Source organism: Mucilaginibacter sp., from assembly GCF_965225845.1.
In the GTDB taxonomy this organism is placed as follows: Bacteria; Bacteroidota; Bacteroidia; order Sphingobacteriales; family Sphingobacteriaceae; genus Mucilaginibacter.
This window is the reverse complement of record NZ_CBDDBL010000002.1, coordinates 1,082,208-1,098,476: the sequence shown is the minus strand read 5'-3', so window position 1 is coordinate 1,098,476 and position 16,269 is coordinate 1,082,208. Positions and strand designations below refer to the sequence as shown.

The window sequence follows — 16,269 nt, the reverse complement described above, 5'->3', positions numbered from 1 at the left end:
AATGACCAGACAAGAGATTTTAACTGAACTAAAAAAGGTGATTTCACCTTATACAACTAACAAAGAGATGCTGGCCCAAATCAATGAAGACACTGACCTTTTAAAAGACCTGAAAATAAATTCAGCCAATTTGGTTGATATTATTATAGATGCCGAAGCGAAATACGATATTGAGATTGATTATGATGAAGCTGATAAAATGATGAATGTAGGATCATGTATTGATGTGATAAGCGAAAAACTTGGCCAAAAACAACAATAAATGCTTAGTGCGGGTAACGATATTGTATCGCTAAAGGGTATTGATATTGCCCGCACCAAACAATACAACTTTTACTCCAAAATCCTCACCCCCACTGAAACCGCGCTGCATAGCCAACCCTGTTTTTCAGCCACCCCCTTTGAAGTTTTTGTGTGGCTATTATGGTCGATCAAAGAATCTTTGTTTAAATTTCTACAGCGAATTAAGCCGGATGTACTTTTCACCCCGGTTAAATTCGAGGTAAAAGAAATTCATGCACCTGAAGCATTTACGATAAATAATTTCAATCAAACCTTATTAAAAGGTATTGGCTTCGATCAGTTTACAACTATTACTTCAGTTATAAAATTTGAGAATTCCACATGCTATTCAAAATCAATAATTTATAACGAATTGATCGCCACAGTGGTTAATGCCGATGAAAATTTCAATAACACGCATTGGGGCATTAAACAGATAGATAGTACTGATACGGAAATTCAATCAGCTGAAGTAAGAAAATTCGCTATAGCAAGCTTGCAGCAAGCGTTGGGTGATAAAAGGGTCACCATCAGTAAAAATAAGCATAACGTACCTGTTGCCCTACAAAATCAGGCAAAGGCAATACCAGTTTCCTTATCCCATCATGAAAACTGGGTTGGATATTCATTTCAAATTTAGTCTAAAACGTCGAGTGTATATTACAATAGGGTTCTAAGTAGAAGTCTTTGTTTTTTTGTTATTAAGCATAGGCTGAATTTTACCAAAAAGTTAAAAACATAGCAAGTTAAAGTGTATCATTCTCGTGTATACTGTGGTTAAAAATTGTTTAATTTTTCTACAAAAAGCTAAAAACCCGTATAAAATAAGAGCAAAAACCAGCTAAAAATAGTTGTTTTTTAGTTGATTTCACGCTAAAAAAGGTCGATTTCAATCAAAAATACAATCAAAAAAGTAGTTAAAAACACCATTTTTGATACATTTTTGGGCATTTTTAGCGCTAAAAGTGGACATAATTCGCCGGGTGCTCCACCCTGTTCATCGAACAGTTGGTAGTTGGCCTTATTAAATACCCTAACATTTCCCCAATTTGTTTACTTTTACCCTGTAGACTTTAAACAGTAAGTATTAATTGATGCACACCTTTGTAATACCCGTTTACAAACAATCCCCATTCCTGGAAACTTGCATCCAAAGCTTGCTAAACCAAAGGGTTAATAGTACAATTATCCTAACCACCTCCACCCCTACCGATTTTTCAAAGCATATCGCAGAGAAATACAACTTCGATTACTATGTGAGCGATAAAGGCGGCATAGCTAACGATTGGAACTTCGCGCTATCAAAAGCCTCAAGCCAATGGGCCACTATAGCACACCAGGATGATATTTACGAACCCGATTTTACCGATAAACTGTTAAAATCGGTTACCAACGATACCTTGATCGCTTTTACTGATTATGAGGATCTTGTAGATGGACAAGCCCGAAGATCAAACCTTAACAGCTTTGTTAAAAAGGCATTGTTATTTCCGTTTGCCTTTAAAAGGAATATTAAAAGCACCATACTGAAAAAATCAGTTTTAATATTTGGCGATCCGATCTGTTGCCCCTCAGTGTCATTCAATTTAAAAGCTTTGGGTAATAACTTTAAATTTTCGCCCGATTACACAGTGGCTTTGGATTGGTATGCCTGGTACGAGATAGCAGCTAAAAAGGGCGCTTTCTGTTTCATCAACAAAAAGCTGATGAAACACCGTATACATGCTGAATCAGAAACGACATTGAAACTATCCGAAGGGAAACGCCGTCAAGAGGAACTACAAATATTTAAATTGATATGGGGCGATAAGATTGCCGGCGTATTCTCGTGGATATACACATTAGGTTACGCCGATAACAAACTAAAAGCTTAACCGTGAACAAATTAATCAAACCTGACAAATCATCATCAAATATGATAGCTTTAACCTTTGCGTTGGTAATTGTTTATTGCCTGGCAACCGCTTTCTCTATAGTGCTCCTTGGTCAAAGAAGCCTGATCTCTGGAAACTTATTCCAACTGAAAAATATTATCGGGTTGGTGTTTAACTGGCGCTTTATCTTATCGATGAGCTTAGCCATATTATCACGGATATCCTTTATCCTGATCAATAGTACGCTACTTAAGATCCCATATTTGGCAGATATAGCTACTACCCTTTCTGTGATCATCACATTAACATCCATCATCTTCATTCTCATTGCTAACCACTTTTTTTTAAAAGAAAGCCTCAATATTAAACAAGCAATAGGTGCCTTTATCGTTTTAATGGGAATATTTATAATGCTGAATAAATAAGGTCTATTTAGTATTCTCTTCCTTTAACTTTTCCATTTCATTTTTCATGATCGCCATTTCCTGGGCAAGCAGTTTGTTTTGCTTTTGCAGTTTTGATGCAACCACGCTTAAGTGCAGCAAATAAACCAGTGCTATAAATATAGATATGGTGAAAACCAAATTTGCCGGCAAATAAATACCAAACAGATCAGTAACTAATAACAAACCCTTCTCCCAAAACGAGAAAACAACCAATATACCTGTAAACAGTAGCCAGATTATAGAGTATTCTTCGCGGAGGCGACCTTTAACAACCATGCGAAAAACCAGGTATAAAAATGCAAGGCTGGCAATTATGGTAATGATCTGAATTCGTAACATAATATTATGATTTACGGATAAATGAAAAAAACATAGCTAAAGTAACCTTAACACAATAATAAAAAGATGTAAAACTCCTGATAGAAGATTGCCCGCCGGTACGATGTACCATGATAACCGGCGTTTCCTGTATAGCTAAACCGGCTTTTGAAAAGAATACCAGCGATTCCGGCTCAGGATAATCATCAGGATAATAACGCGCGCTAAGTTCTATTGCTTTTTTATCGAACAAACGGAAACCCGATGTACTATCATAAATACTTTTTCCTGTAAAAAACTTGTTCAGCAAATGAAAATAAGTAATCCCTAATCGCCGCAAAAATGACGACTGGAAACCTTCTTTTATTAGAAACCGGGAACCGATCACTAAACTTGCACCTGTTTTTTCGTAGCAATCTATCATTTTTTGCAATTCAGCAGGGGGATGTTGGCCATCGCCATCCATTTGTACTGCAAGGTCATAGTTATTCAATAAGGCATATTTTAAGCCGCTTTGTACGGCTCCTCCAATACCCAGGTTAACGGGAAGATCAAGCAGGGTAACATTAAGCTTTTGTGCCACATTACTTGTATTATCGGTTGAGCAATCATTTACAACGCATAGTTGTAATCTATATTTCTCCGGTAGCGTTAATCTCTCCAGGTCTGCAATTAAATTGGGCAACGATGCTTGTTCATTAAAACACGGGATAATAATGAGGATCTTCACTATTTGTAATTTTTTTGTATAATTTAATTACGGTAAGGATAGCAATTTAAACTTAAATGCACTATATTTTAAGTAAATTAAAATCAATAAATACAGTATAAATAAAAACAAAAATTATATGATAATTACACATAAGTAAATTGATCAGCTAAAATAATTTAGCTAAAACCATTCAGGTGTATTAAACGTAGTTATTAAGGATAGTATACGGAATATCTTAATTTGAACCAAGTATGTTGTATTTGATATAATATTTTATTTCTGACCTGACTAATTTTTTACAATTGACTAATCATTATATACCCCCAACCGGTTCAAAAAAAATTCATACTTTTTTTATTGAACACCTTAATCGTATCTATTGTGCTAAATCTCATTTAGCTGAGCGATTACCTGAAATTTATGACGGAGCCGGGTTTGCTGATTTAAAATATGCAATCAAAGACACCATTATTTCCACCGAAAAACAATTAGCTCGAATTGATCAAATTTTTGACCAGTTAGGTATAACTTACTCATTTGAAAGTTGCCAGGTTCTTATCACATTTCTTGAAAATAGCTTTGCTGGACTGCATCTCCATTCAAATGACTTGCAGATTCGCGATCTGATGATCGTAAGCTATTTATACCAATTAGATTCAGTAGAAATGGCATCTTCACAAATTTTACAATTTGCTACTGCAGAAATAATTAATCCGCAAATAAAACAACTATTACGAGAAAATTTCGATGAAGCTAAGGCAGAAAGCGCACTCTTGCTTTTGCTTATTGAGAAATATAGTTAATTAATATTCCCGCAACTTTCCTATACGTAATTCTACGTGTAAATTCTATTCATTCTATCCATTATCGGGTTTTACAACTTTCGGGAATTACCTTTTAGTTTATTATTACGTATACCAAGTATATTTATAGTAATATCCAATATTCCAATACTATAATAAGTATCTGACCTTGATTATCATATTATACCGATTTGTAGATTTTTTTAAAAATTGCTTATGACAGCGCATTTATCAAATCATAATTTCGAACTTTTAAAGGCTAAAGTTCAGTATTTATCGGGTTTAGAAGTAGTGTTACCTTCTGATTGTAAAATAATTTCGTGCCTTATTTTCAAAAAAACTAAGTATAATATTAGTGAAACTACCATAAAGCGCATTTATGGATTTGCATTGAGCAGATTTAACCCCTCACAATTTACGCTTGAAGCATTAAGCATATATTGCAATTATAGCGGTTGGGAAGATTTTTGTAATCAACAATTATATGAATCGTCAAATTTAACATCAAACGAAACTGATTGGATCAATTTACAGCGCAATACCAACAAAATCACCTCATTTACGCTTGATGCAATTAAAGGCAGGGCCGGGATACCTTACAATAAAACTATAAAACGGTCATTCATTAATGATCAGCTGTCTGCATTAAATGCATCCTGCAGTACAGGTGCAATAATATCAGCCCCAATCGGATATGGTAAAACAATTGCTTTATGCCATTGGATAGAAGAACAAATTGAGCTTAATGAATCAAAGGCCGGTAACGATATTATTTTATTTTTTAGCAGCAGCGCACTCGTCAATGCTATTTACTCGGGCCGGGATATTAATGACTGGGTACTTGGGCTGTTAGGCTATACCAATGAAAATGACATTAATGCTTTATGGGATGAAAAGCAGCGTAAAAACAGTAAATTTTATTTAGTGATTGATGGATTTGATCCTTATAATTTTAAGGCAGATAATTACTTTTTGCTAATGAGGCAAATAAATGAGCTGTTTGCATTGTATGATGATAAACCATGGATGAAAATAATTTTAAGCATGCGTAACGATACATGGCTTAATTATAAACATGAATTTGTTTTAAATGAAGGGCTAATGCTTTATGGTTTAGATAATGATTCTGTAAATGTTCCGGTATTAACACAACAAGAAATAAAATCTTTTTGCAAACAATTTAATCCTGCTTTAAACAAAAAAAGCTATACAAATATTAGCACTTTATTTAATTCACCGATGTTTTTTCAGCTATACTATAAAAAACATAAGGAAAATTTTTCAATTGACGATAGCGATCACAGTGTAATGTACGATCTGGTGTATTCATTTTACTTTGGTAAAATGAATTCAGGAGCAAATTATACTGAAAAAAAATTGATTATTAATAAAATAGCCGAACACATCAGTTTAGATAACGAAAACCAAGGCGTAAGTAAATTAGCAATATACTATATTGTTAAAAAATATAACTGCACCTACCAGGAATTACTGCTATCAGGCATATTAATGGAGGATAATTCCACAAGTGTAAGCAATGATTATAACGTAAATATAAAATTTGGCAATCAGCATTACGCAAGTTTGGCAGTTGCCTTTGCTATACTTAACGAAACCGGGTATGTATTTGATGATAAACTTATTGATATAATTAATCAGCGGTTCGTTTTGAGCGCAAGTAAGATAACTGTACTAAGGTGGTGCTTGCTGCATGCTATTAAAACGGGGCAACAAAATAACCTGGTTCATTTAACAACTTACCCACTTTCCCCGGCAGATAAATTCCAGATGGTTGTATTTATTGGTGATGTGTTGGCCAAAACATCGTCAACAAAAAACAATGAAGATTTGCTCCGCCATTTTGAGGATGAGAAAAACGATGTGTTATTTGATTATTTTTTCGCTCCCGAATTGTTTAACAAAGACTATCAAGAGACCTTAAAATATTTGTTAAAATTTAATATTTCAGATAAAAAAAGAATACTTGTTTATACAGCCCTTGGAATACTTTCGGCCTTAAACCTTGAACTTGACGAATTATACATTTACCTTGTTAAACTAAAAAGTTTCTCCACTATTGATACACTCTACTATGCAATTAACCCAACCCATTGCCTTGATGCTATTTACCATTATTTTAAATATGGTATAGCTAAAAAGGAATGCATGGCCGGATTAACTCACCTTTGCTTTTCGCCACCCAGCACCGAGCATGAATTAAAACATACTGCCGCAAATGATGTGCTATATATTTTAGGCATGTATACTATGTTTATTTGCAATAATCCTAAAAAAACACTTCGTTTTGTAAATGTTATCAAATCTGTTTACAAAAGCGATGAGTCTGCAACCGCAAGTGTATCCTATAGCTTTTTTGTAAAAGCAATTCTATCTGACATATATTTTAGGCTTGGCGATCATAGAATGGTTACAGCATTATACTATACGGTTTCAAACCTAAGTGCTCGCGCCGGTAATACGTTTTCACCATTTTTACAAACAATTTTATCCTGTTTAAAAATAAAGTGCCTTTTAGCAGAGGATGAGCCTGTTTTAGCTGAATTCAATAAACTAAAGGCGGTAGCAGAAGTATCAGGAAGTAAGTTATCACTATTAATTACACTTGTTGCATTGCTTAAAAATGAAAAATCAACTGCAAAGAATGGAGATTTTTATATTCAAATTTATAATGACTACAAAAAGCTAATGTATCAGCACAACATAAACAGCGGCTTGTATAATAGTAACTATGTACTGATTAACAAATAATTAACGCGCATTGGTTAAATCTATACCCCGGCTTAATTTTAGTTTATTTATATAGTCGGCAGCAAGCTGTAATTTTACATGCTCCCAGTATGGAACCAGGGATTTGGACGAATGGTATTGCTTTAACAAGGTATCCAATACAAAGCCATGTGTTTCATTTTGATTTATGACGGTTTGCATATATTCCAATTGGTGTAACTTATCTGACAGAATGGATAGAAATTGCATTTGAACGCCTATTTTTTCTGCAATACTCATTCGCTCAATCTCAATTATCTTCATTCTCTTGTAAGCGATCAATTCGAGCCTGACAGCCACATCTGCCTCTATATCCACCGGGTAACGAAGGCTAAATTTATCCAAAATCATAAGCATGGGGTTATAATCAGGCAAGTGCAGTACCGAAAATAGTTCCTTTCGTTTGTAATCATAATAATATTGCTCAAGCCAATAGCTGCAAGGCGCTGTAATTGCCCTTAACAACCAGCATTGGTTAAAATGTTCACTAACAGTTGTTGACATATTAATCCAGGCTGTTATATATGGTAAACTATTGTTTATCCGCATAAGCTAACCTACAATCCATCTTTTAAAATCCTGAATTAATTATTACCCTGCATAGGATATATTGTTTCCGTTTAATGCCAAAACTCCCCGGGTTTCAGGTTTAAATGCGATTGCTTCAAAGTGCGCGGCATATGTATTTACAATATTTTCACAACTATATACATTTTTTATTTTGGTTGTGTTTGCCCAAATCATTGCATCATAAGCACCTTGTGTTTTGTCAACTTTTAACAAATTCAATGCAACGTCATCTGCCGTTAAAAAATATAAAGCATTGTCGCCGGTTACCGCACGGTTAAATTCGTTATCATTAGCGCATATAACTGCCTGAGAAGCCATAGCCTCTAATAATGACGGATTGGTGCCGCCTACAGTATGCCCGTGAAAATAAAGGTTAGCATAATATCTTAGGTTATTCAACTTATTCATATCATAAATTCCACCGCAAAAACGTATGTTTTTATGATTTCTGAATTTCTCTTGCAAGTATTCAGCAAATTTATTTTTAGGGCACCCGACAACTAAAAACGGCCGGTTTAGTCCGGACTTAACAACGCCATCAAGTATCATTTCAATGCTATTTTCAGGCTCCATACGGGCCACAAGCATATCGTATCCATATTCAGTAAGGCCATATTCTGCAAGTATGGTAGCATCTGGGTTTTCAAACGATTCTGCTCCGTACGGAATAAATTCGGGTTGCCGTCCGTATTTATCTGCCAGGTATTTTTGTATCGCCAATGAATCCGCAATCAAATGGTCGCTAAATTTTACGGCCATTCGTTCAGCCATCATTAAAAATTTCTGTACTTTTTTTGAATACTTACTGCGCTTCCATTCCATTCCATCCATATTAGTGGTAACTACGGTATTATGCGGTAAAAGCCATCCCCATATCGAACTGCTTGTGTAGCCAAGTTGCAATACCACATCAAATTTTTTCTTTCTCAAATCGCGTATGCAATTTAAATCATAAAAAAACTGGCCCATTGTACCCATTTTATACTCAGGATCATAGCAATGGCAAATACTCACACCATTCCATTTGCTTTCCTGGTAAAGATGATTGTGTGAGTTATAAACAGTAACATCATATCCCTTTCTTGCCAATCCTGCAGCAAGATATTCGGCACATTGTTCAAAGCCTCCGTAGTGATTAGGGATCCCTCTTGTCCCGATAATTGATATGCGCATATTATTTTTATTTATTTTTTAATAAAATATTTATAACACGCTTATAATAATATATAACCTGCCACAGCTATTATATTAAGCATACCTAATATTACATATTTAAACAGGCAAAAAGGCATTTTTGGGGGATATGAACAAAGTGTACGGAAGCAAAATACTGAACAAAATAAACGACTAAAACACACTTGTTTTATGTAGAAATAATATTATTATTAACTATATATATAACTGCTGAATGAATAAGATATTTAAGTTGCTTGGGCGCATCAATCTTAACACAATAAGGTTCAACCTTAAATATTTTCCGCTCAACGTGGCTTTCAAACTGCCGGTGCTTATTGGTAAAAATGTTTTTTTACATAAGTTAAAAGGAACAGTAATAATTAATGGGCCTATTAACACCGGATTAATTCAAATAGGATTTGGAAAGGTTGGAATTACCGACTTTAAACGATCAAGAGCCATTTGGGAAGTTGAAGGAGAAGTAATATTCAATGGCCGCGCTTTTATAATGACGGGCTGCAAAATAAATGTAATGCCAAATGCACAACTCATAATTGGTGACGATTTTAACATGAGTGTTGAGTGCACAGTTATTACGCAAAAAAAGATACAGATCGGCAATCGTAGCGGAATATCATGGGAAAGTATCCTTATGGATACCGACTTTCATCATATTTATGACGAAAATGGTATAGAATTTAATCATCCCAAGGAAATTATAATTGGCGATAATGTGTGGATAGGCTTCGGCTGTACTTTATTAAAAGGAACTGAAATACCATCGGGAAGCATTATAGCGGCAAATACAGTGGTCACAAAAAAATTATCAGGAGAAAAGAATATTTTCGGCGGCAATCCGGTAAGGATATTGAAGAGCAATATTACCTGGAAATATTAAATTTTATATAATGGGGATTATTGCGTTACCCAAATCATAATTTAAGTTGGTATTACGTTTAGCAATATATTTTGCAGGTACTCCCCCAACAACTGTATAAGGCTCTACATTTTTAGTTACCACCGCTCCGGCAGCAACAACAGCTCCCTCACCAATGGTCACTCCCGGCAATATAATTGCCCGTGAGCATAACCACACATAATCTTCAATAATTACAGGGCTACCGGCTTGCGCAAAATCCGGTGAGTTATAGTCATGATGTAAAGTCCAAATTACAACCTGCGTGCTGATGTTTACATTATTACCAATAGTTAATCCCATCCTTGCATCCAGTAAAACGCCATGCCCTATGATTGAACTGTTTCCAATAACCAATTTTCTGGGGCAACGCACTTCGCCTCGCCTGTATAGGCCCACCTTATTACCAATTTTTGATTTTAATAACCTCAACAAAAAAATCCGCAAATTATGAAACGGCAGCAAACCAATGGTATCGCACAATATATAAGCGATAGCTCCTTTAAATTTTTGTAATTTACTGTTCATAAACCTGCAATGGCATGCTTCAAATTGATGACCTTATCATCCTCAGGCATCCGGCTTTTAATTACTTTGCCCGGAATGCCCGCTACAACCGAATATGGCTCAATAGTTTTAGTTACAACACATCCCGCTGCAATCACACACCCCTCGCCAATGTTAACTCCGGCCAAAATAGTCACCCCGCCGCCTATCCAGCAGTTACTGGCAATGGTAACCTTACTTCGGCAAACCGATTGATCTTTAATATTAACATCGATATCATTAAATAGATGATTTTCTGAAAAAATTTTCACCCTTGGGCCAATAATCACATTATTGCCAATCTCAACCCCACCCTGGCCTGCAATGTAAGCGCCTGCGTTTATACCTGTATTATTACCAATAGATATACCAATACCTTTATGTGCAATGACACCGGTACATATCAAATTACATCCACGCGCAAGTGTAACATTGTCGCCCAGGTTTATTCCATCGCTTGAAAGCGCATTAATATTTACATAGTCCTCTAATATCAAATTTTTACCGGCTTTTATCCGATAAGCATGTTTTATAGAAACACTTCGGCCAATAAAAACCAATCCATTAGTTTGTTTAAAAAAAACACGTTTGTAAAAGCCGCGTATAAGCTGCCAAAACCGCCCGATCAAAACAATAAAGATCTCTTTATCAGAATAATCATCATTAAATTTGTAGGATGGATCTCCTTTAAGCTTCCGAATAATCTTTTCTGTCAGCATAAGCGTTAGTAATTAGATTTAATATTTCTTTAGCAGATTTTCTCCAGCTAAATGCAGCCGAATAACCTATTCCGTGCACCATACGTTCCTGGTAAAATTGATTATCACTTAACAAAGAATTTATTTTTTTAGCGATATCTGCAGCACAATCCGGGTCAATATAAATTGCCGCATCACCGCATATTTCGGGTATACAAGTTCTGTTTGATACCACCACCGGCAAACCGCAGCGCATAGCCTCGAGCGGGGGCAGCCCAAAACCTTCCGCATAAGACGGGAAGCAAAAAACAGTGGCCGCGGCATATATTAAATGTAAATCGTCTTCGGGCACATGGCCTGTAAATATTATTTTGTCGGATAATTGATAAAATTCAATTTCTTTAAGTAATTCACCGTTATCATTCTGTTCACCCACAATAAGTAATTTAATTACGGTGTCTTGCAGTAAAGGCAAGGCTTGAATGAGCGTATGTAAATTTTTACGTGCATTTAATCTGCCTACATACAGCAAATATTTTTCAGGCAAATTATACCGGTTTAATAGCTGCCTTATATTATCCTGGTTATAAAATGTTATAGGCTTAAATCCAGAATTTACACCATGATATACAACATATATATTATTTTCTTTTGCAAAATGATGGTTAATCATTCTTTGTTTTTCAGTGTTGGATATAGTGATTACGCGATTGGCTGTTTTGGCAAGGGTTTTCATCTGTTTAAAATGAACCCGCTCAAAAAAAGAATAATATTGAGGATAGTCCAGGAATAAAGCATCATGAATATAAACCACTTTAAAAACCCTGCGAGACCATAAAGTATTAAAATTTTGAAGCATTAACACGTTCAACCCGTATTTGCGAGTTAAAAAAGGCAAAATCAAAGCATTTGAAATTATATTGGGCATTTTAGGAAGAAAGATTATTTTTGTGTCCGGCGCAAAATGTGCAACGGCTTTTAATTCATCTTTATGGTTCATAATCAAGTATATCTCAAACCTGTCATTGTTATTATATAGCATTTCTGTCACCAGGTTTTTTACTACCATGTGCCCGCTCGGCGGCCCATTAAAAAACCACTTCGCATCAATACCCAGGCGCACCTTTTTATTATCTTGATTATGCATTTTCTAACATTGATAAAGGTGAATTTTATGCTTTTCCAACATCCTGGTGTTATAACTGTAGATAGCCTCGTTATAATAAGTATTTAATAGTTTAAGCCGTTTATCCCAACCATGTGCTATAGCACATGATAGCGTATTGATAGCCATATTAGCCAAAAACTCAGGATTGCTTATTAACAAGTCGAGCTTACAAGCTATTTCTTTGGCCATTAATTGATTTGTAGATACCGGGATTTTTATTGCACATTTATCGCACAGCACATCACCCATACCACAATGATCGAGAGTTAAAGTAGGTATGCCATTACTCATTGCTTCAAAAACCACTGCCGGGTTATCCTCTGATATGCTGGTTATAATATGCAGATGTGCCAGCTGCATAATATGCATTGCTTCATTTCTTGACATGTGACCATGCCAAATTACTAATCCTTTTAAATTAAGTTTTTCAGCTTCTTTTTTTAATTGAGATGTAAGCGGACCTTCGCCCAAGATATGCAGTACCCAATTGTTTTGCTTAACCAATGCCAAAGCCTGGAGGCATAGTTGTAAATTTTTTCGGTCGATATGAGTACCACTCCAAACGAGTTCAACTTGCTCATATATCCGTTCAAATTTTTTTTCGTCATAACTGATTTTTCCAATAACTCCTTGCTCAGATATCAAGTAGCTATCTTTTCCGAACTTTTCTTTGATCGTATGTTGAGTTTTATTTGTTGCAGCTAATAAGACATCAGCCCTCTGAAAAGCATTGGCAATACGGCTTGAAAAATTGATCTGTATTTTATTGATCGTATTCTTAACACCAAATTTAACTTGTGATAAGTAGGGCATGCCTTTTAAAAGCACAGGTTTTATAATATTCATTCCACCTATCGGCCCCCAAACCAAGGGTTTATCTAACATTCCTAAAAATCCCGGCTCTCTAAAACCGATTGGGCCAAGCTGGTGTACTACATCAATATGTACATTTTCCAATAATTTTTCGGCTTTTTTTAAGGCATCTTTTTGCCACAAATAATAAGCAAAATAAAAAAACCACCCCAAGCCAATTTTATTAAGCCTGTTAATTGCATTAGCTAATTTAGATGGCCTCACTTCAATAAAATTTACTGATTGCAGCGGGTTAGCTTTTATATAACTTTTTAAAGTTTGTGTATCGCCCATGTGATCGTCGGACATCCCATATAATACCCATAATTCATGCTGCTTAGCAAGGTTAACCACGGTATTCCAGGCAGCGCCATATTCCGACCCTTTTACAGGTGAAATAGCATAAGCAGATATGAGTATTCTTTTTTTCATGATCAGTATTTAGAATCAGCGAATGGGCTGTTGTAAAAAAAACGCCACCTAAGCCTATTCAAATAATTAAAAGAGGCAGAAACTAAATACGAAAGGCTATGCAGATACCTGCGCATAACGGTAAGTTCTTCGCGGTGCATGCTAATAACATCACTGCTTGCACCTCCGGTACGCATAAAAGCAAGCATTTCGTCAATATATTTTATTTTGTACCCTGCTGTTTTTAACCGCAGGAACATATCAAAATCAACAGCAATTTTTAGCTTAATATCATATAAACCAACATTTTGATACACATTCTTGCGGATAAAGCAAGTTGGATGCATGATATACATTCCCAGGTTAAGCCAACCTACCTTGCTTTTCTTACACTCAGCATAGCCATTTTCGCCCATTAGCGTAAGGTTGCCACAACATATAGCGTCATCGCCGGTTACATTCTTCATCATGCGCTCAACGGCATTATAAGCGTACCAGTCATCGGCATTTATCATTCCTATCCATTCACCTGTTGCAAGTGAAATACCTTTATTAAAAGCATCGGCAATACCCTCATCCGGGCCCGATATAATTTCTTTAATATGAGCTTTATAAAGGTTGATAATATCAAGCGTACCATCGGTTGACCCGCCATCTATGATAATGTATTCGATATTAGGATAGCTTTGTTCTATAACGCTTTGTATTGTATTTTCAATGGTATTAACCGCGTTATATACCACTGTAATTATTGATACTTTTGATAAGATTTTTTCAGTATTCATAATCATTTTGTATTGCTGACAGGTAATTAATGTAATAAAAGCTGTAACCTAATGTGACCATGAGCACGCTCATTTCAACATTAAAAAATGAAGTAATTATATAATTGGTTATCAACAGGCTAATTACACAGCCTATATTTAGCGCGGCAAACAACCTGATAATCGGTGGGTTAGCAAACTGTGTATATTTGCGCCAATTAGTTACTATAAGGCCAAAAAAAACTAATAAGTAGGTCAATACGCCTGTGATTCCCGTTTTTACAAGCAGGTACATCCAGCCATTATGTAAAACGGGGATGTATCTAAAATCGGCATCCTCACCTAAATGAATAAAGGTTTTTAAATCAACTAATTTTCCCAAACCTCCAAATAATTGCTCCGGCTCGGTGCCTTCGGCATAGCTGTTCAGCGCCATAAATGTTTCATATCCGCGATAGCGAAGATTTATATCTTGTTCGGTACTGTAATTACCTATGGTTACCTCGCCAAATGAATTAATAATTTTATCGGTAAATGTAGACGACGAACTTGTTTTAAACAGATCAGAAGGTATAACCATATCTATCATCGCAATTACGGCAATAACAGGTATGATCCAGCTTTTTTTGATCCGATCAGCAATCATCAAAATTAAAAAGCATAAGGTGATGATAAAGTAACTGCGTGAAGCAAACATGTAGATGCCTAAAGTATTTATTGCTACAAAAAACCGGAACCAAAAGGTGCTGAATAATTTAATGTCTAATTTTTTTGTAAGTAATAAACATGCAAGGGCTACCGGCGGCCCGGGCGTACCAACAATACCTATTGCATAATGTGCAGCATATGGATCGGCTAATGCGCCAACTCCCATATAACTAACAGAAATAGCGGTTACCATTATTGAAGTAACTACGCCAGCGTAAACAAGCGTCTTTAAAAACTGACCGATCTCCATATGACATGCTAATAATATACCAGACAGTATTATAAATACAGGCATCGTGAAATAATACAGATCTTTAAAAACCAGGTAAGTATCGTTATGTAAACCAATAATTAGGCCCAATAATACCGGTACCATTAGTAAGGCAAAAAGGCGTATTACTTTAATTGCTGCGAAATGGTTTTTAAGCGGCATAAAAATAACTACAGCCGAGAGCCCAAGCACAACAGGTTGAATATGGAAGTAGGAAACTACAACCATTACCAATAGCAATATGGTATACAATTGTTTATTCATTAACAAGGCTTAATTTAATACTATAGGTGTCTCTGATATATTTTGCGGGATTACCGGCCCAGATTTGCTCATCGGGTATACTCTGGAATACCACCGACCCCGCCCCTACGATAGAATTTTTACCAATGGTAACTCCTTTTAAAATAGTAGTGTGCCCGCCAATAAATACGCCATCGCAAATTACAACTGGCTTATTTTTTACGCCTTCGATGCTTTCAGGATATTGATTACGGATATTCGCATCAAGTGAATGAAAATCGGTATCGTAAATCACTGTATTGATCCCGATTTTTACATTATCTCCAATAATAATACGCTCATGGCATATGATCGCCGTCGAGGTCATTCCTACATTATTTCCAATTTCTATATGCGCGCCTTTAGTTGCAACAAAATAACATTGCTGCTGCCGTCCGCCCATAGCATGATATTTACCGCTGTTAAACCTGAATCTTTTCCCAATAATAAAGCTACCGGCGGGGCTGATGTCTAATATTGGAATGCCATAGCTTATAAAGTCTGTGTAGAATTTTACATCATTCAGGAAAAACTTGAAACAGGTGATCAACCACGAATATAACCGTGCCAGCTTGTAATAAACTACCCTTAGTCCCCTATAAAATTTCCTTATCAGCCTCATTATTTTACGCTATTAATCAATTCGGATTCAGGTATTAAAAATCCCGGTTGCTGTTTTATTAAT

18 protein-coding genes are annotated in these 16,269 nt (G+C 35.6%); 7 read left to right on the top strand and 11 right to left on the bottom strand.

Annotation, left to right across the window (positions count from 1 at the left end; translation table 11 throughout):
* The first annotated feature begins 1 nt into the window (after position 1).
* From ACYZ0U_RS08775 to ACYZ0U_RS08760, 4 genes are all read left to right on the top strand, one after another.
* Positions 2-262 carry an acyl carrier protein gene (locus tag ACYZ0U_RS08775; RefSeq protein ID WP_461451706.1) on the top strand — a complete coding sequence of 87 codons (261 nt, stop codon included), beginning with the start codon at positions 2-4 and terminating at the stop codon, positions 260-262.
* On the top strand, positions 263-922 hold the full coding sequence (locus ACYZ0U_RS08770; protein ID WP_461451705.1) for a 4'-phosphopantetheinyl transferase family protein: 660 nt from the start codon (positions 263-265) through the stop codon (positions 920-922).
* Between the two features lie 454 nt (positions 923-1,376).
* Positions 1,377-2,156: a glycosyltransferase gene (locus ACYZ0U_RS08765; RefSeq protein WP_461451704.1), complete on the top strand. Its 780-nt coding sequence runs from the start codon at positions 1,377-1,379 to the stop codon at positions 2,154-2,156.
* Between the two features lie 2 nt (positions 2,157-2,158).
* The gene (locus tag ACYZ0U_RS08760) at positions 2,159-2,581 is read left to right on the top strand and encodes a hypothetical protein (protein ID WP_461451703.1); all 423 of its coding nucleotides are present in this window, start codon (positions 2,159-2,161) and stop codon (positions 2,579-2,581) included.
* A 3-nt stretch (positions 2,582-2,584) separates the two neighbouring features.
* Here the strand turns inward: ACYZ0U_RS08760 and ACYZ0U_RS08755 are convergent, their stop codons facing one another.
* Both ACYZ0U_RS08755 and ACYZ0U_RS08750 read right to left on the bottom strand, forming a co-directional pair.
* Positions 2,585-2,941 (bottom strand): DUF2304 domain-containing protein, encoded by a 357-nt coding sequence (locus tag ACYZ0U_RS08755; protein WP_461451702.1) that lies wholly within the window; start codon positions 2,939-2,941, stop codon positions 2,585-2,587.
* 4 nt (positions 2,942-2,945) lie between these two features.
* Positions 2,946-3,650 carry a glycosyltransferase family 2 protein gene (locus ACYZ0U_RS08750; RefSeq protein ID WP_461451701.1) on the bottom strand — a complete coding sequence of 235 codons (705 nt, stop codon included), beginning with the start codon at positions 3,648-3,650 and terminating at the stop codon, positions 2,946-2,948.
* 284 nt (positions 3,651-3,934) lie between these two features.
* On the opposite strand from ACYZ0U_RS08750, the gene ACYZ0U_RS08745 reads away from it, so the two are divergent.
* The gene (locus ACYZ0U_RS08745; protein WP_461451700.1) at positions 3,935-4,435 is read left to right on the top strand and encodes a DUF892 family protein; all 501 of its coding nucleotides are present in this window, start codon (positions 3,935-3,937) and stop codon (positions 4,433-4,435) included.
* Positions 4,436-4,825: 390 nt separating this feature from the next.
* A complete protein-coding gene (locus ACYZ0U_RS08740) occupies positions 4,826-7,204 on the top strand; it encodes a hypothetical protein (protein ID WP_461451699.1) in 2,379 nt (792 codons plus the stop codon).
* On the opposite strand, the gene ACYZ0U_RS08735 is transcribed toward ACYZ0U_RS08740, so the two are convergent.
* Positions 7,205-7,726, bottom strand: a complete 522-nt coding sequence (locus ACYZ0U_RS08735) for a hypothetical protein (RefSeq protein WP_461451698.1) — start codon at positions 7,724-7,726, stop codon at positions 7,205-7,207.
* An 87-nt stretch (positions 7,727-7,813) separates the two neighbouring features.
* Positions 7,814-8,965, bottom strand: coding sequence for a DUF1972 domain-containing protein (locus tag ACYZ0U_RS08730; protein WP_461451697.1), 1,152 nt, complete (start codon positions 8,963-8,965; stop codon positions 7,814-7,816).
* 235 nt (positions 8,966-9,200) lie between these two features.
* On the opposite strand from ACYZ0U_RS08730, the gene ACYZ0U_RS08725 reads away from it, so the two are divergent.
* Positions 9,201-9,866 carry an acyltransferase gene (locus ACYZ0U_RS08725; RefSeq protein ID WP_461451696.1) on the top strand — a complete coding sequence of 222 codons (666 nt, stop codon included), beginning with the start codon at positions 9,201-9,203 and terminating at the stop codon, positions 9,864-9,866.
* 3 nt (positions 9,867-9,869) lie between these two features.
* On the opposite strand, the gene ACYZ0U_RS08720 is transcribed toward ACYZ0U_RS08725, so the two are convergent.
* The 7 genes from ACYZ0U_RS08720 to ACYZ0U_RS08690 form a co-directional block, all read right to left on the bottom strand.
* Positions 9,870-10,187: an acyltransferase gene (locus tag ACYZ0U_RS08720; RefSeq protein WP_461453691.1), complete on the bottom strand. Its 318-nt coding sequence runs from the start codon at positions 10,185-10,187 to the stop codon at positions 9,870-9,872.
* A 221-nt stretch (positions 10,188-10,408) separates the two neighbouring features.
* Complete coding sequence (locus ACYZ0U_RS08715; protein WP_461451695.1) at positions 10,409-11,149, bottom strand: acyltransferase; 741 nt, start codon at positions 11,147-11,149, stop codon at positions 10,409-10,411.
* The gene (locus ACYZ0U_RS08710; protein ID WP_461451694.1) at positions 11,118-12,275 is read right to left on the bottom strand and encodes a glycosyltransferase family 4 protein; all 1,158 of its coding nucleotides are present in this window, start codon (positions 12,273-12,275) and stop codon (positions 11,118-11,120) included. Before ACYZ0U_RS08710 ends, ACYZ0U_RS08715 begins: the two co-directional genes overlap by 32 nt.
* 3 nt (positions 12,276-12,278) lie before the next feature.
* Entirely contained in the window at positions 12,279-13,580 is a 1,302-nt protein-coding gene (locus tag ACYZ0U_RS08705; RefSeq protein ID WP_461451693.1) for a glycosyltransferase, read from the bottom strand.
* Between the two features lie 2 nt (positions 13,581-13,582).
* Entirely contained in the window at positions 13,583-14,344 is a 762-nt protein-coding gene (locus ACYZ0U_RS08700; protein WP_461451692.1) for a glycosyltransferase family 2 protein, read from the bottom strand.
* Complete coding sequence (locus ACYZ0U_RS08695) at positions 14,334-15,566, bottom strand: hypothetical protein (protein ID WP_461451691.1); 1,233 nt, start codon at positions 15,564-15,566, stop codon at positions 14,334-14,336. The genes ACYZ0U_RS08700 and ACYZ0U_RS08695 overlap by 11 nt, the downstream gene beginning before the upstream one ends.
* Complete coding sequence (locus ACYZ0U_RS08690; protein WP_461451690.1) at positions 15,559-16,206, bottom strand: acyltransferase; 648 nt, start codon at positions 16,204-16,206, stop codon at positions 15,559-15,561. The genes ACYZ0U_RS08695 and ACYZ0U_RS08690 overlap by 8 nt, the downstream gene beginning before the upstream one ends.
* Positions 16,207-16,269 lie beyond the last annotated feature (63 nt).

Bases quoted from the DNA above. Each gene is read 5' to 3' on its own strand.
- ACYZ0U_RS08775 (WP_461451706.1), top strand. From the start codon at position 2: ATGACCAGACAAGAGATTTTAACTGAACTAAAAAAGGTGATTTCACCT.
- ACYZ0U_RS08770 (WP_461451705.1), top strand. From the start codon at position 263: ATGCTTAGTGCGGGTAACGATATTGTATCGCTAAAGGGTATTGATATT.
- ACYZ0U_RS08765 (WP_461451704.1), top strand. From the start codon at position 1,377: ATGCACACCTTTGTAATACCCGTTTACAAACAATCCCCATTCCTGGAA.
- ACYZ0U_RS08755 (WP_461451702.1), bottom strand. From the start codon at position 2,941: ATGTTACGAATTCAGATCATTACCATAATTGCCAGCCTTGCATTTTTA.
- ACYZ0U_RS08735 (WP_461451698.1), bottom strand. From the start codon at position 7,726: ATGTCAACAACTGTTAGTGAACATTTTAACCAATGCTGGTTGTTAAGG.
- ACYZ0U_RS08730 (WP_461451697.1), bottom strand. From the start codon at position 8,965: ATGCGCATATCAATTATCGGGACAAGAGGGATCCCTAATCACTACGGA.
- ACYZ0U_RS08725 (WP_461451696.1), top strand. From the start codon at position 9,201: ATGAATAAGATATTTAAGTTGCTTGGGCGCATCAATCTTAACACAATA.
- ACYZ0U_RS08720 (WP_461453691.1), bottom strand. From the start codon at position 10,187: ATGGGATTAACTATTGGTAATAATGTAAACATCAGCACGCAGGTTGTA.
- ACYZ0U_RS08715 (WP_461451695.1), bottom strand. From the start codon at position 11,149: ATGCTGACAGAAAAGATTATTCGGAAGCTTAAAGGAGATCCATCCTAC.
- ACYZ0U_RS08710 (WP_461451694.1), bottom strand. From the start codon at position 12,275: ATGCATAATCAAGATAATAAAAAGGTGCGCCTGGGTATTGATGCGAAG.
- ACYZ0U_RS08705 (WP_461451693.1), bottom strand. From the start codon at position 13,580: ATGAAAAAAAGAATACTCATATCTGCTTATGCTATTTCACCTGTAAAA.
- ACYZ0U_RS08700 (WP_461451692.1), bottom strand. From the start codon at position 14,344: ATGAATACTGAAAAAATCTTATCAAAAGTATCAATAATTACAGTGGTA.
- ACYZ0U_RS08695 (WP_461451691.1), bottom strand. From the start codon at position 15,566: ATGAATAAACAATTGTATACCATATTGCTATTGGTAATGGTTGTAGTT.
- ACYZ0U_RS08690 (WP_461451690.1), bottom strand. From the start codon at position 16,206: ATGAGGCTGATAAGGAAATTTTATAGGGGACTAAGGGTAGTTTATTAC.